We start from the raw sequence: 12,374 nt of genomic DNA on the forward strand, positions 1-12,374 counted from the left end.
TTGATCGGCTGACCGGTTATCAGGGAGAACGATCATGCCTCGGCCCAACGTGGAAGTCGAACGTCGCAAGCAGATCCTCGACGCGGCGTGCAGCGTGATCGCCAAGCGCGGACTGCAGGAGCTGCGGCTCACCGACGTCGCCGGGGTGGCCGGGGTCAGCTCCGGCACCATCCACTACTACTTCGACACGAAGCGCGAGCTGGTCAACGCCGCGTTCGAGTACAACTTCCGGCATTCGCTGGAACGCCGCCAGTGGCTACGGGACGAGAACCGCGAGCCGCTGGAGATGCTCATCGAGATCATCGACTCGTACCTGCCGAACCGGGGTGCGTCCCTGCGGGCGTGGCGGGTCTGGGCCGATCTGTGGGCCGAGGGTATGCGTGACCGGGCGCTGCAGAAGACCAACGAGGAGCTGTACGGGCAGTGGCGTGAACTCGTGCGTGCCACCATCGTTGCGGCTCAACAGGCCGGAACAGCCCGGGCGGGAGACCCCGAGCTGCTCGCGAACATGCTGATCGGCATGGTCGATGGTCTGGCGATGCAGGTGCTGCTCTCGGCGAAGGCCATGTCGCTCGACACCATGCGCCACACCTGCCGGGCCTTCATCGACCAGGTGATCGCCCGCTAGTCTCCCACCGGCCGATCAGGAAGAACGCCACGCCGATGGCGAGGAACAGCGCCAACGGCACCAGCTGGGTCACCTCGTAGGTCCAGCGCTGCCCCTCGAATGCCGAGGGCAGCGCGTCGTCCGGGGAACCGCTCGACCCGAACCAGCCGATACCGACGCCGGGCCAGAGCAGCTGGGACAGGGTGAACGCCACGATCGAGGTGGACAACACCGACACGACGTACCCGCCGAGCCTGCCTCCCGGAACGGTGAACGGCCGGGCGACGTCCGGGAACCTACGGCGCAGCACCGGCAGTGTCGGGAACACCGTCAGGTACGCGACCATGGTCATCGAGATGGCCAGGTTGAGCCCCGCGCTGAAGTACTTGCCGGAGTCACCGTCGGTGAAGTTCAGCGCCGCGACCATGACGGCGCTGGCCAGCAGACCGGACAACACGTTGATCCGCACCGGCGTCCCTCGGGTCGGTGACAGCACACCCAGGTAGCGCGGCCCGGCACCGTCCGCGCAGGCCACCGCCTGTGCCCGGCATTCCCCGAGCGCCCAGGACACACCGCTGGTGAACAGCCCGACGATCAGGCCGAGCGCGGCGAGGACACCGACGACGGCGCCGAACCCGGTCAACGTGACGGTGCCGTCCGCGTTGATCTGCCCGCCGTAGACGGTGAACACGGCCTTGCACGCATCGACGAACCCGCCGAGATTGCTCACCTGCGCGCCGGGCAGCACCAGCAGTATTCCCGCGACCGGTGCGGCGACCATGAGGAACGACAGGACCCCCGAGCGCAGCACCCCGAGCGGGATGGTGCGGTGCGGGTTCTCGATCTCCTCGGCGGCCGAGCTCGACACCTCGAAGCCGACGAAGGTGAACACGATGATCGGGACCAGGGCGATGAACCCCAGGTAGGTGGGGCTGAAGTCGGACAGGTTCAGCTCCTGGACGCCGCGTTGCACGCCGTAGACGACGGTGGAGACGAAGAAGAACCCGAGCAGGACGATCCGGGCGATCCCGCCGATCGCCGGAACCCAGCGGCCGACCGCCAGCGACACCGACGTACACAGCACGCCCGCCCAGATGAACACCAGCCCGGCCAGGTAGGTCCAGAGTCCGGGCAGTGGGTGCACGAACTTCTCGAAGGTCGTCAGCGCCACCACGCACAGTGTGCCGCCGACCCAGACCGGGTTGGACAGCCAGTACACCAGCTGCGCGACGCCGGAGACGAAGCGCCCGAACGCGAGCCGCGTCCAGGTGTACTGCCCGCCCTCCAGCGGGAACGTGGCGCTCAGCTCGGCCACGATCAGTCCGTACGGCACGAAGAACAGCAGCGAGAGCACGAACAGCCAGGTGAACGCCTCGTGACCGGCGGCGGCGAGCGAACCGATGGTGTCCAGCCCGACCAGCGAGCAGAGCAGCAGGAAGAACACGTCGAACCGCCCGAGCCCGCGCCGGGGCGTCCGGGTGGTGCGCTGATCCGTCGTGTCGGCGAGCGCCACGGGTTCGGACACGGAGCCTCCCAGTTCTGACCAGAGACTGACTGACTGATCAGACAGTTAGGGCAATACGATGCGACGCCGGTCACACGGTGTCAAGAGCGGGTAGCGTGACCGGGTGCCGAGGACGAAGAAGGAAGCCGACGTCAGGCGTGGCGAGATCCTCGGTGTGACGCTGGAGCTGATCAGCGAGCGCGGCATCGCCGCGCTGCGCGGCGCCGACGTCGCACAGCGCCTCGGAATCAGCTCCGCGCTGGTCTTCTACCACTTCGAGAACCTCGACAACCTGATCGTCAGTGCGTTCCGGTACGCCACCGAACGCGATCTCGTGGCGCTCGACGACCTCCTCGCCGCTGACGCGCCGAGCACCCTGGAACGCCTGCGCGCGGCCCTGCGCGAATACGGCCCGACCGGCTCAGCGCAGAGCTGGCGACTGTGGATCGAGGGCTGGTCGGCGGGCCTGCGCAGCGAGTCACTTCGTTCGGTGATCCACTCGTTGGACGAGCGGTGGCGCGCCGTCATCGCCGAGCTCATCGCCGATGGCGTGAGACTGGGGGAGTTCCGCTCCGAGGACCCGGTCGGCGCGGCATGGCGGCTGACCGCCCTGATCGACGGACTGGCCGTCCAGCGGGTCGCGTTCGACAACCCGGTCATCCGCTCCCGTGCCGAGACCTGGGTCGACTCCGCCCTCCGCGCCGAGGTGGGCCTGACGCCCGGCGCATGACTCACTGTTGACCGGGGCATCCCACGATGTTATTAACTGTCTGGTCAGTCAGTAAACGTCCGGAGGTGGCTGTGGTGCTCGTCCTGCCCAATGCGATCTCGGAGGAAGCCGACACGGCGGTGGATCGTCCCTACTTCGAGGCCACCTGGCACGACACCGAAACCGCCGCGCGCGGGTACCTGGTGATCGACCGGTTGGTGCGCGGCCTGTGCAGCGGCGGACTGCGGATGCGGTCGGGATGCACCCTCACCGAGGTGCGAGGGCTCGCGCGGGGCATGACCTTGAAGGAGGCGATTCACTTCGAGCCGGAGGCGCGGTACGTGCCGCTCGGCGGCGCGAAAGGTGGCATCGACTTCGACCCGTACCACCCGGACGCCGAGGGAGTGCTGTTCCGTTACCTCTGCGCGATGAGCCCGTTGATCGAACGGCGATGGACCATGGGGGAGGACCTCGGCGTGCGGCAGGAGGCCGTCGACCGGGGCGTCCACGCGAGTGGGCTGGACAGTTCGGTGCAGGCCGCCTACCGGATGGTCGCCGATCCGGAGGAGTCACGCGAGCGGATGCGGACCGCGTTCGCCGCGGTTGTCGACGGCGTCGCGCTCGACGAGCTGGTGGGCGGGTACGGCGTCGCCGAGGCGGCGTTCGCCGCGTTGCGGCACATCGGATCAGACCCGGCTTCGACCACCGCGTTCGTGCAGGGTTTCGGGTCGATGGGTGGCGCCACCGCCCGCTACCTGGCCCGTGCCGGGGTGCGTGTGGTCGGCATCAGCGACGTCCGTGGGGTGGTGGCGAACCCGGCGGGTCTCGATGTCGAGCGGCTACTGCGCACTCGCACTCCCAGCGGCGAGATGGACCGCGCTCAACTGCGCCCCGGCGACACCGAGCTGCCGGGCGAACAGTGGCTCACGGTGTCCTCGGACGTGCTCGTCCCGGCGGCGACCTCCTACTGCATCGACGCGGACAACCAGCACCGCATCGCGGCCTCGGTGATCGTGGAGGCCGCGAACATGCCGGTCACACCGGAGGCAGAGGAGCTGCTGCGCGGCCGTGGTGTGCTCATCTCTCCCGACTTCCTGGCCAACTCCGGCACCAACGCCTGGTGGTGGTGGGTCCTGTTCGGTGACATCGACGGCACGGCCGACGCTTCGTTCGCCAAGCTCGCGCACCGCATCGGTGCACTGAGCGAAGAGGTCTTCGCGCACGCCGACCTCCACCGCACGAGCCCACGCGCGGCGGCCCTCACCCTGGCGAGTTCGCGGCTGGAGGAGGTCTCGCACCGGTTCCCCGAGGGCTAGCTAGCCCTCGGCGTAGCTGGGTGCGTAGTGCGTCGAGCAGGTCGTGGGGTCCGTGTTCGCGGTGCCAGCGGGTGAACAGGCCGTGCACGGTGGACCAGGGTGGGAAGTCCGCGGGCAGTGCTCGCCATTTGATGCCGTTGTCGAGCACGTAAAAGATCGCGTCGAGCATGGTTCGGCGATGGTGTTTTTCCGGTCGTCCTCCCAGCTCGGATCGCGACAACGGTATGGGCAGCAGCGGTTCCAAGATCGCCCACTGCGTGTCGGTGAGATCGTCGGGTACCGAGGCCGGCCGGTCATACAGCCACAACCACAGCGTGGGCCCGATCGTGGCGAGGGGCGATATCAAGAGCCCGCCCTCGTCAGGGCCTACGACACGCCCACGCCCACCCGAATACTGCGCAACAGCCGCCTACCACAAACCGGCCACACCAGTTCTCAGACAGGCTCTATAGGCGCCCGGAGCACTCACGAGGGGGAGGTTAGGCGGGGCGGAGGGTGGTGAGGGCGCGGTTGAACTCCCAGAAGGCGCGCAGGGAGTGGATTCGGCCGTCCTCCGTCGCCCGGTAGACGAAGACGCCCTCCGCGTCGATGCGTTGGTCGCTTGGCAGGTACGAGGTGATCGTGCCGACGTTCGCCACCTCGTCGCCCGCCGCGAAGGAGTCACGGATGGTGAACTCGAAACGCTCGGTGTGTGCGACCGTGTTGTCCCAGAACGTGGAGATCGCCGCGAGGCCGTGGTGGCCCTTGCCGTCCTCGTCCAGCGGTGACGGGCCCACCGGGTCCTGCACGAACGCGTCGGGGGCGAACAGCGCCAGCCATTCGTCCTTGGCCTTCCGGCACACGGCGTCCATCGAACGCCTCGACAACGCCCGAGCGGGTGTCTCCTCCTCGGGGCCCGACCAGTTGACCGTCATCGCTCTCCCATCCTGCTGATGATCTCGTCGGCGAACTTCTCGATGCTGTCCTGCTTGGCGCGCAGGTCGCCGTCGAAGCCGATCCCGTCGAACGCCCACGGCACCGTGATCGAGTCGGTGACCCCGATGTCCTCGAGCTGGCGGTATCCGTCCAGCCCGAACCGGTCCACGCAGATCGCCTGGATCTCGAACGGCTCGTCGGCGCGCCCGTTCTCCTTCCGCAGCGTGCCGAGAGTGTTGATGACGTCCTTCAGATCGGTGTATTTGATCATCGCTGAGGTCCAGCCGTCGTACCGCGCGGCGCGACGCAGACCGGCCTCGGTGTGACCGCCCACGAAGATCGGTATCGGTTCGCTCGGCGCGGGGCTCATCTGCAGCTCGTCGAAGTCGTAGAACTCGCCGTGATGCGCCACCATGCCGCCGGCCAGGATCGCCTGCAGGATGTCGAGGAACTCGTCGGCCCGCTTACCCCGCCGCTCGAACGGGACACCACACCATTCGAACTCCTCGGGCGACCAGCCGAGCCCGACGCCGAAGGTGAACCGGTTGCCGGTCAGGTTGGCCACCGAACCGACCTGCCTCGCCAGCGGCAGCGGTTGCCGGGAGCCGAGTTTCAGTACCTGGGTACAGAACCGGATCCGCTCGGTGGCCGCGCCCATCGCGGCGGCGGCGATGAGCGGATCGACCCATGGGGTGTCCTTCGTCCACATCCGCGACCCGTCCGGCGTGTACGGGTAGTCGGCGCTCACCTTCTCCGAGTAAAAGATCGAATCCGGCAGCGCGATCGAGTGGAAGCCGCAGCGCTCGGCGGTCTTGGCCAGCTCGACGATCTGGTCGATCGGGTTCATCGCGATCGAGACGGTGAATTTCATCTGGTCACTCCCGGCTTGTCGGCGCTGACTACCCACATGGCGAAGAACTGTGATCCGCCGCCGTACGCGTGGCCGAGCGCCGTGCGTGCGCCGTCCACCTGATGCGCGGCGGCTCTACCCATGACCTGCCTGGCTGCCTCGGTGAACCGGATCAACCCGGAGGCGCCGATCGGGTTGGAGGACAGCACTCCACCGGAGGGGTTGACCGGGAGCCGGCCACCGATCGCGGTCTCGCCTGCCTCGGTGAGCTTCCAGCCCTCGCCCTCGGGCACGAAACCGAGGTTCTCCAGCCACATCGGCTCGAACCAGGAGAACGGCACGTAGATCTCCGCGACGTCGATCTGGGAGAGCGGGTCGGTGATGCCTGCCTTCGCCCACAGGTCGGCCGCCGCGTCCCGGCCCGCCCTCGGGTTGACCTGGTCACGCCCGGCGAACATGGTCGGTTCGGTACGCATCGTCGTCGCGTGAATCCAGGCGGGCTGGGAGCCGGAGGCCTTCACGGCGTCGCCCGCCGCCTCGTCGCCGATGACGACCGCGCACGCGCCGTCGGACGAGGGACACGTCTCGTCGTAGCGGATCGGGTCCCACAGCATGGCCGACGCGGTCACCGACTCGACGGTGATGTCGGGCTGGTGCAGATGGGCGTGCGGATTGAGCGCCCCGTTGCGGCGATCCTTGACCGCGACCATCGCGCCCACGTGTTCGGGCGCCCCGGACCGGCGGATGTAGGAGCGGACGTGCGGCGCGAAGTAACCGCCGGCGCCGGCGCCCACCGGCATGGTGAACGGGGGCATGATCGACAGGGCCCACATGGCGTTCGACTCGGACTGCTTCTCGAACGCCACGGCCAGCACCTTCCGGTGCACGTCCGCCTGCACGAGGCTCGCGGCGACAACACCGGTCGAACCGCCGACCGAACCGGCGGTGTGGACCCGGATCAGTGGCTTGCCGGTCGCGCCGATCGCGTCGGCAAGCGTCAGCTCCGGCATCATCACGCCTTCGAACAGGTCCGGCGCCTTGCCGAGCACCACGGCGTCGACCTCGTCCCATTCGAGCTGGGCGTCGGCCAGCGCCCGGTCGATCGCCTCCCGGCACAAACCCGCCATCGAGACGTCGGTGCGCCGGGCCACGTGCGCTGTCTGTCCGGTGCCGAGCACCGCGGCCAGCTGTCCACCCATCTATCGGCCCTCCATCACGCAGATCAGGTTCTGTTGCAGCAGCTGACCGTTGGTGGCATGACCGAGCACCCGCTGTGCGCTGCCCTCCATGACCCGGTTCGCCGCCTCGCCGATCCGGACGAGGCCGGTGGCGAACAACGGGTTGCCGCACAACGGGCCGCCCGACGGGTTGATCACGACGTCGTCGGCGAGGCCGAGCTCACGCCGCAGCAACAGCTCCTGCGAGGTGAACGGTGCGGCCAGCTCGGCGATCTGTACGCCGTCGATTCCGGCCGCCTCGGCCGCCGCGGCGGCGGAAGGTGCGTGGGCGAGGTCTCTCGCTCCGAAGGCGGGGGAGTCCACCCGATGCTCGAGGCCGGTGATCCAGGCGGGCCGCTCGCACAGCTCGGTCGCCTTCGAGGCGGACGCGAGCACGATGGCGGCCGCACCGTCGGTGACGGGCGCGCAGTCGTGGGCACGCAGTGGATCGGCCAGATACGGGCTGTCCAGCAGCGCACCCGGGTCCACGACGCCGCTGAGCTGGGCGTTCGGGTTGTCGACCGCGGCCGCGCGGCTGCGGGCCGCCACCTCGGCCATCTCCTTCTCACTCCACTGCCCGGACTCGATGCCGATCCGTGCCTGGAGCGCGGCGAGGCTCACCGAGTCCGGCCACAGTGGCGCGACCAGGTAGGGGTCGAGCTGCAGTGACAGCACGCGGCGCAGCTGGCCGGCCGAGGACTTGCCGAAGCCGTACACCAGCGCGGTCTCCGCTTCGCCGGTGCGAATCTTCAACCAGGCCTCGTACAGGGCCCACGCCGCGTCGGCCTCCACGTGGGACTCCGCGATCGGTGGCATGGCCCCGATCGCGTCCACCGCCGAGACGAAGGAGAACGCCCGGCCGGCGAGGTAGTCGGAGGAACCGGAACACCAGAAGCCGATCTCGCGTCGGCTCAGCCCGGTGGCCTCGAACAGCTCCTGGAAGATCGGAACCAGCATCTCGACACCGTTGGTCGTGCCGTCGGTGCGCCGTACCTGCGGTGACTGGGCGAAACCGACCACCGCGACGTCAGGGAAGCTGCTCATCACAGATGCTCCGCATAGGACTCGTATGGGGCGTCCGGCTCTCCGGTCGGACGGAAGTGGTCGATGTTGCGCAGGGTGTGCTCCCACTCCTCACGAGGCCGCCAGCTGGCCCGCACCCGCATGCCCATCCGGACCTCGGCCGCGGCACACCCGAGCACCAGGTGCTGGATCGGGATGTCCGCGCCGTCGAGCAGGATGTAGGCGGCCACATAGGGCGGCTTGAGGCGCTGGCCGAGGAACGGCACGTTGACGATGCAGAACGTGGTGACCGTGCCGGTGTCGGCGAGCTCCACGTCCTCGACCGTCGGCACACCGTCGGTCGGGCAGGCACCGCGTGGCGGGACGTAGACCTTCTCGCACTCCGGGCAGCGCTGCCCGATCACCCGGCCTTCCTTGAGACCGCGCAGGTACAGGCTCTCCTCCCGCGACGCCGAGTGCATGTAGTGAAGATGGATCGGGGTGGTGACCATGGTGACCAGGTCGACGAGCTCCTCGGGCACGGGTGTCGGCGTCGCCGGCGTGGCGTCGCCCGAGTCGACCGGCTCGAAGCACGCGATGTCGTTGATGTGGCCGACCGTCTCCTCGGCCCACCGGACGCGGACCCGCATGCCGGTCTGGACACGGCTGGGATCCCCGGCGTCGAGCGCGTGCAACAGCGACGTGTCGGCGCCGTCCAGCCGGACCAGCGCCCAGGCGAACGGGTGATCGAGGGGCTGGCCCTCGATCGGCTCCGGCTGCCACGACCAGGACACCACGGTGCCTTCGGACGCGACCGCGACGGGTTCACCCAGCGGTTGACCACTGACCGGGTCGTACTCCACCGGCGGCACGTGCACCCGGCCGTCCGTGCCCCGCACGCCTTCCACCCGTCTGTCGCGCAGCGCGGTGACGAATCGGGAGAGCACTGGGCCGAGCGATCGTGTGTAGTCGAACCCGATTTCCAGCGGTGCCGCCAACGGCTTTTCAATGGCAACCATTCGCTAAGTAGAACAGGTTCTCGATTCGACTGGCAAGATGGGATAGAACAGGGGACCGACGAGGAGGTCGTGATGCAGCTGGGACTACAGCTCGGATATTGGGGTGCCGCACCGCCGGAGGGTGCCGCTGATCTAGTGGTGGCGGCCGAGCAGGCCGGCTTCGACGCGGTGTTCGCCGCCGAGTCGTGGGGGTCCGACGCCTTCGGTCCGCTGTGCTGGTGGGGTTCGCGCACGGAACGGGTGTCGCTCGGGACATCGGTCGCGCAGCTCTCGGCCCGCACGCCGACCGCATGCGCAATGCACGCGCTGACCCTGGACCATCTGTCCGGCGGCCGCGCCGTCCTCGGCCTGGGCGTGTCCGGTCCGCAGGTCGTCGAGGGCTGGTACGGAGCACCGTTCAGCAAGCCGCTCGCCCGGACCAGGGAGTACGTGTCGATCGTGCGGCAGGTGCTGGCTCGGGAGGCGCCGGTGCGCAACGGCGGCCCGCACTATCCGCTGCCCTACGCCGGGGAGGGCTCGGTCGGACTGGGTAAGTCGTTGCGGCCGATCACCCATCCGCTCCGGGCTGACCTGCCCATCTGGCTGGGTGCCGAAGGGCCGAAGAACGTGGCGTTGGCGGGCGAGATCGCCGACGGCTGGCTGTCGATCTACTACTCGCCGAGACTCGCCGACGACTACCGCACCTGGCTGGCCGAGGGCATGGCCCGCCCGGGTGCTCGCCGCCAGCGCTCCGACTTCACCGTCGCGGCCAGCTGTCCGGTGGTCGTCACCGACGACCCGACGGCCGAGATCGCCGGGTTGAAGCAGGTCATGTCCCTCTATCTGGGTGGAATGGGCGCGCCGGGGCAGAACTTCCACGCCGATGTGTTCGCCCGCATGGGGTACGCGGACGCGGTCGCCGAGATCGGTTCTCTCTTCAGGGAGGGCAAGCGCGCCGAGGCTGCCGCCGCGGTGCCCGACGAGCTCGTCGAGGACACCGCGATCATCGGCACGGCCGATCAGGTGCGTGCCGGAATCGCGCGCTGGGAGGCCTCGGGTGTGGACATGCTGATCGTCGGATGTAAGGACATCGGCGCGATCAAGGCTCTGGCAGGGGCTGTCGAAACGTCCGCGACCTGATAGAACTGGTTCTAGTTTGGGTCACTGTGGGATCGACGGGAGCAGCATCATGACGACCGCTCTAGGGCTGTGGAACATCGCGGCGGAGGAACCTGACCGACCGGCGGTCTTCGGCCCGGACGGCAGCGCGTTGAGCTATGGCGAGCTGGCTACCGCCGCGAACCGCTACGGGCGGGGCCTCCAGGCGATGGGGCTGAAGGCGGGCGACGCCATCGTGCTGATGATGCCCAACTGTCCCGAGATGGTCGCGGTGCACTTCGCCGCGTTGCAGACCGGGCTGTACATCGTGGCCGTCAACTGGCACCTCGTCGGGCCTGAGGTGGCGTACATCCTGAAGGACAGCGGGGCCAAGGCGTTCGTCTCGCACGAGCGCTTCGGCGTGGTCGCCTCGGCCGCCGCCGACGAAGCCGGGCTGTCTGCGCAGGCGCGGTTCGCGGTCGGTGCCGTCGAGGGGTTCCGTCCGCTCGCGCGGCTCGGCGCGGGTGAGCCCGAGGGACGGCCGGACACGCGCACCACGGGTGGGCCGATGCTCTACACGTCGGGCACGACGGGCCGGCCGAAGGGTGTTCGCCGCCCGTTGACCGGTGCGGACCCCGACGCCGTGCCGGGAACGGCGGTGTGGTTCTTCGGTATCTTCGGAATCGCGCCGCACGACGACCACGTCCACCTGTGCGGCTCGCCGCTGTACCACACAGCGGTGCTGAACTTCGTGGTCATCTCGCTGCAGCTCGGTCATCCGGCGGTGCTGATGGATCGGTGGACGCCGGGCGAGATGCTCCGGCTGGTCGACAAGCACAGGGTGACGCACAGTCATCTCGTGCCGACCCAGTTCTCCCGTCTGCTGGCGCTGCCTGAGGCGGAGCGCACCAGTCATGACCTGACATCGATGCGCGCGATGATCCACGGCGCGGCGCCGTGCCCGCAGTCGGTGAAGCGGCGGATGCTGGAGTGGTGGGGCCCCGTCGTGGTCGAGTACTACGCGGCGACCGAGGGCGGCGGCACGACCATCATGGCCGACGAGTGGCTGCGCAAGCCCGGATCGGTCGGTCTTCCGTGGCCGGGGTCGACCGTGAAGGTGTTCGACGAGGACGGCACCGAGAAGCCGGTCGGCGAACCCGGCCTTGTCTATCTCAAGATGGGCACCTCGAGCTTCGAGTACCACGGCGACAAGAAGAAGACCGAGGCCGCGCGGATCGGTGACATGTTCACCCTCGGCGACGTCGGGCATCTCGATGAGGACGGCTACCTCTTTCTGCACGACCGCAAGGCCGACATGATCATCAGTGGCGGGGTCAACGTGTATCCGGCCGAGATCGAGGGTGAGCTCGCGGGTCACCCCAAGGTCGCCGATGTGGCGGTCTTCGGCATCCCGCACGCCGACTGGGGTGAGGAGATCAAGGCGGTCGTCCAGCCGGTCGACGACGCCGTGCCGGGCGACGAGCTGACCGAGGAGCTGTTGGCCTACGCCGCGACGCGACTGGCGAAGTTCAAGCTGCCGCGCAGCATCGACTACCTGGAGGAGCTGCCCCGCGACCCGAACGGCAAGCTCTACAAGCGACGGCTGCGTGACCCGTACTGGGCCGACGACCAGCGCGTCAACTGAGAGACGAGGAGTCGGGCATGAGTCGCAGGGACCAGATCACCATGTCGGCCGAGGAGATCGAGACGTTCCTCGGTGAGCAGCAGACCGTGATCGTGGCGAGCCTCGGTGCGGCGGGGCACCCACATCTGGTTCCGATGTGGTTCGCGCTGATCGACGGTCGGATCGCCTTCTGGACCTACCGGGGCTCGCAGAAGGTGCTCAACCTGCGGCGCGATCCTCGGTTGAGCTGTCTCGTCGAGGCCGGCGAGACTTATCCGGAGCTGCGCGGCGTCTCGATCGAGGGCACCGCCGAGCTCGTCGAGGACCCGGACGAGGTCCTGAACATCGGCGTGGCCGTGACGGAGCGCTTCGCCGGCACGCTGGACGAGGACGGCCGCAACGGCCTGCGCCCCATCGGCGCGAAGCGGGTGGGTGTCCTGCTGACCCCGACGAGAACGGCCAGCTGGGACCACCGCAAGCTGCCCACCGGCGTCTACTGACCAACCTCGTGAGTGTTGAGTATGGCCTGAGCCA

Annotated in this window: 13 protein-coding genes; 6 read left to right on the forward strand and 7 right to left on the reverse strand. The window is 68.6% G+C overall.

Going from position 1 to position 12,374, the window contains the following annotated elements:
- The first annotated feature begins 34 nt into the window (after positions 1-34).
- Positions 35-628 carry a TetR/AcrR family transcriptional regulator gene (locus G406_RS45795; protein ID WP_037075795.1) on the forward strand — a complete coding sequence of 198 codons (594 nt, stop codon included), beginning with the start codon at positions 35-37 and terminating at the stop codon, positions 626-628.
- Here the strand turns inward: G406_RS45795 and G406_RS45800 are convergent.
- Positions 603-2,132 (reverse strand): APC family permease, encoded by a 1,530-nt coding sequence (locus G406_RS45800; RefSeq protein ID WP_169736662.1) that lies wholly within the window; start codon positions 2,130-2,132, stop codon positions 603-605. The two genes, G406_RS45795 and G406_RS45800, sit on opposite strands and share 26 nt — an antisense overlap.
- A 103-nt stretch (positions 2,133-2,235) precedes the next feature.
- Between G406_RS45800 and G406_RS0109500 the strand changes: the two genes are divergently transcribed.
- Together G406_RS0109500 and G406_RS0109505 are read left to right on the forward strand one after the other, a co-directional pair.
- Positions 2,236-2,841 (forward strand): TetR/AcrR family transcriptional regulator, encoded by a 606-nt coding sequence (locus tag G406_RS0109500; protein WP_028933642.1) that lies wholly within the window; start codon positions 2,236-2,238, stop codon positions 2,839-2,841.
- 65 nt (positions 2,842-2,906) lie between these two features.
- Positions 2,907-4,136 (forward strand): Glu/Leu/Phe/Val dehydrogenase dimerization domain-containing protein, encoded by a 1,230-nt coding sequence (locus G406_RS0109505; RefSeq protein ID WP_245607065.1) that lies wholly within the window; start codon positions 2,907-2,909, stop codon positions 4,134-4,136.
- Here G406_RS0109505 and G406_RS59340 read toward each other — a convergent pair.
- The 6 genes from G406_RS59340 to G406_RS0109530 form a co-directional block, all read right to left on the reverse strand.
- Complete coding sequence (locus tag G406_RS59340) at positions 4,081-4,482, reverse strand: transposase (protein WP_084215913.1); 402 nt, start codon at positions 4,480-4,482, stop codon at positions 4,081-4,083. The two genes, G406_RS0109505 and G406_RS59340, sit on opposite strands and share 56 nt — an antisense overlap.
- A gap of 133 nt (positions 4,483-4,615) precedes the next feature.
- Positions 4,616-5,050, reverse strand: coding sequence for a nuclear transport factor 2 family protein (locus G406_RS0109510; RefSeq protein WP_028933644.1), 435 nt, complete (start codon positions 5,048-5,050; stop codon positions 4,616-4,618).
- The gene (locus tag G406_RS0109515; protein ID WP_028933645.1) at positions 5,047-5,922 is read right to left on the reverse strand and encodes a TIGR03619 family F420-dependent LLM class oxidoreductase; all 876 of its coding nucleotides are present in this window, start codon (positions 5,920-5,922) and stop codon (positions 5,047-5,049) included. The genes G406_RS0109510 and G406_RS0109515 overlap by 4 nt, the downstream gene beginning before the upstream one ends.
- On the reverse strand, positions 5,919-7,100 hold the full coding sequence (locus G406_RS0109520) for a thiolase domain-containing protein (protein ID WP_028933646.1): 1,182 nt from the start codon (positions 7,098-7,100) through the stop codon (positions 5,919-5,921). The genes G406_RS0109515 and G406_RS0109520 overlap by 4 nt, the downstream gene beginning before the upstream one ends.
- The gene (locus G406_RS0109525) at positions 7,101-8,162 is read right to left on the reverse strand and encodes a thiolase domain-containing protein (protein WP_028933647.1); all 1,062 of its coding nucleotides are present in this window, start codon (positions 8,160-8,162) and stop codon (positions 7,101-7,103) included.
- Positions 8,162-9,139 carry a Zn-ribbon domain-containing OB-fold protein gene (locus G406_RS0109530; protein WP_028933648.1) on the reverse strand — a complete coding sequence of 326 codons (978 nt, stop codon included), beginning with the start codon at positions 9,137-9,139 and terminating at the stop codon, positions 8,162-8,164. Before G406_RS0109530 ends, G406_RS0109525 begins: the two co-directional genes overlap by 1 nt.
- A 72-nt stretch (positions 9,140-9,211) precedes the next feature.
- Here G406_RS0109530 and G406_RS0109535 point away from each other — a divergent pair, with 72 nt between their 5' ends.
- From G406_RS0109535 to G406_RS0109545, 3 genes are read left to right on the forward strand one after another with little or no spacing between them, the layout of a single operon-like run.
- On the forward strand, positions 9,212-10,258 hold the full coding sequence (locus G406_RS0109535) for an LLM class F420-dependent oxidoreductase (protein WP_028933649.1): 1,047 nt from the start codon (positions 9,212-9,214) through the stop codon (positions 10,256-10,258).
- Positions 10,259-10,307: 49 nt separating this feature from the next.
- Positions 10,308-11,861 (forward strand): acyl-CoA synthetase, encoded by a 1,554-nt coding sequence (locus tag G406_RS0109540; RefSeq protein ID WP_028933650.1) that lies wholly within the window; start codon positions 10,308-10,310, stop codon positions 11,859-11,861.
- Positions 11,862-11,878: 17 nt separating this feature from the next.
- Positions 11,879-12,340: a PPOX class F420-dependent oxidoreductase gene (locus G406_RS0109545; RefSeq protein ID WP_028933651.1), complete on the forward strand. Its 462-nt coding sequence runs from the start codon at positions 11,879-11,881 to the stop codon at positions 12,338-12,340.
- Positions 12,341-12,374 lie beyond the last annotated feature (34 nt).

It is taken from the genome of Actinospineispora spinosispora DSM 44797, assembly GCF_000429025.1.
Classification (GTDB): domain Bacteria; phylum Actinomycetota; class Actinomycetes; order Mycobacteriales; family Pseudonocardiaceae; genus Pseudonocardia; species Pseudonocardia spinosispora.

Coding starts and splice junctions, on each gene's coding strand:
- G406_RS45795 (WP_037075795.1), top strand. CDS start 35: ATGCCTCGGCCCAACGTGGAAGTCGAACGTCGCAAGCAGATCCTCGAC.
- G406_RS0109510 (WP_028933644.1), bottom strand. CDS start 5,050: ATGACGGTCAACTGGTCGGGCCCCGAGGAGGAGACACCCGCTCGGGCG.
- G406_RS0109515 (WP_028933645.1), bottom strand. CDS start 5,922: ATGAAATTCACCGTCTCGATCGCGATGAACCCGATCGACCAGATCGTC.
- G406_RS0109520 (WP_028933646.1), bottom strand. CDS start 7,100: ATGGGTGGACAGCTGGCCGCGGTGCTCGGCACCGGACAGACAGCGCAC.
- G406_RS0109525 (WP_028933647.1), bottom strand. CDS start 8,162: ATGAGCAGCTTCCCTGACGTCGCGGTGGTCGGTTTCGCCCAGTCACCG.
- G406_RS0109530 (WP_028933648.1), bottom strand. CDS start 9,139: ATGGTTGCCATTGAAAAGCCGTTGGCGGCACCGCTGGAAATCGGGTTC.
- G406_RS0109535 (WP_028933649.1), top strand. CDS start 9,212: ATGCAGCTGGGACTACAGCTCGGATATTGGGGTGCCGCACCGCCGGAG.
- G406_RS0109540 (WP_028933650.1), top strand. CDS start 10,308: ATGACGACCGCTCTAGGGCTGTGGAACATCGCGGCGGAGGAACCTGAC.
- G406_RS0109545 (WP_028933651.1), top strand. CDS start 11,879: ATGAGTCGCAGGGACCAGATCACCATGTCGGCCGAGGAGATCGAGACG.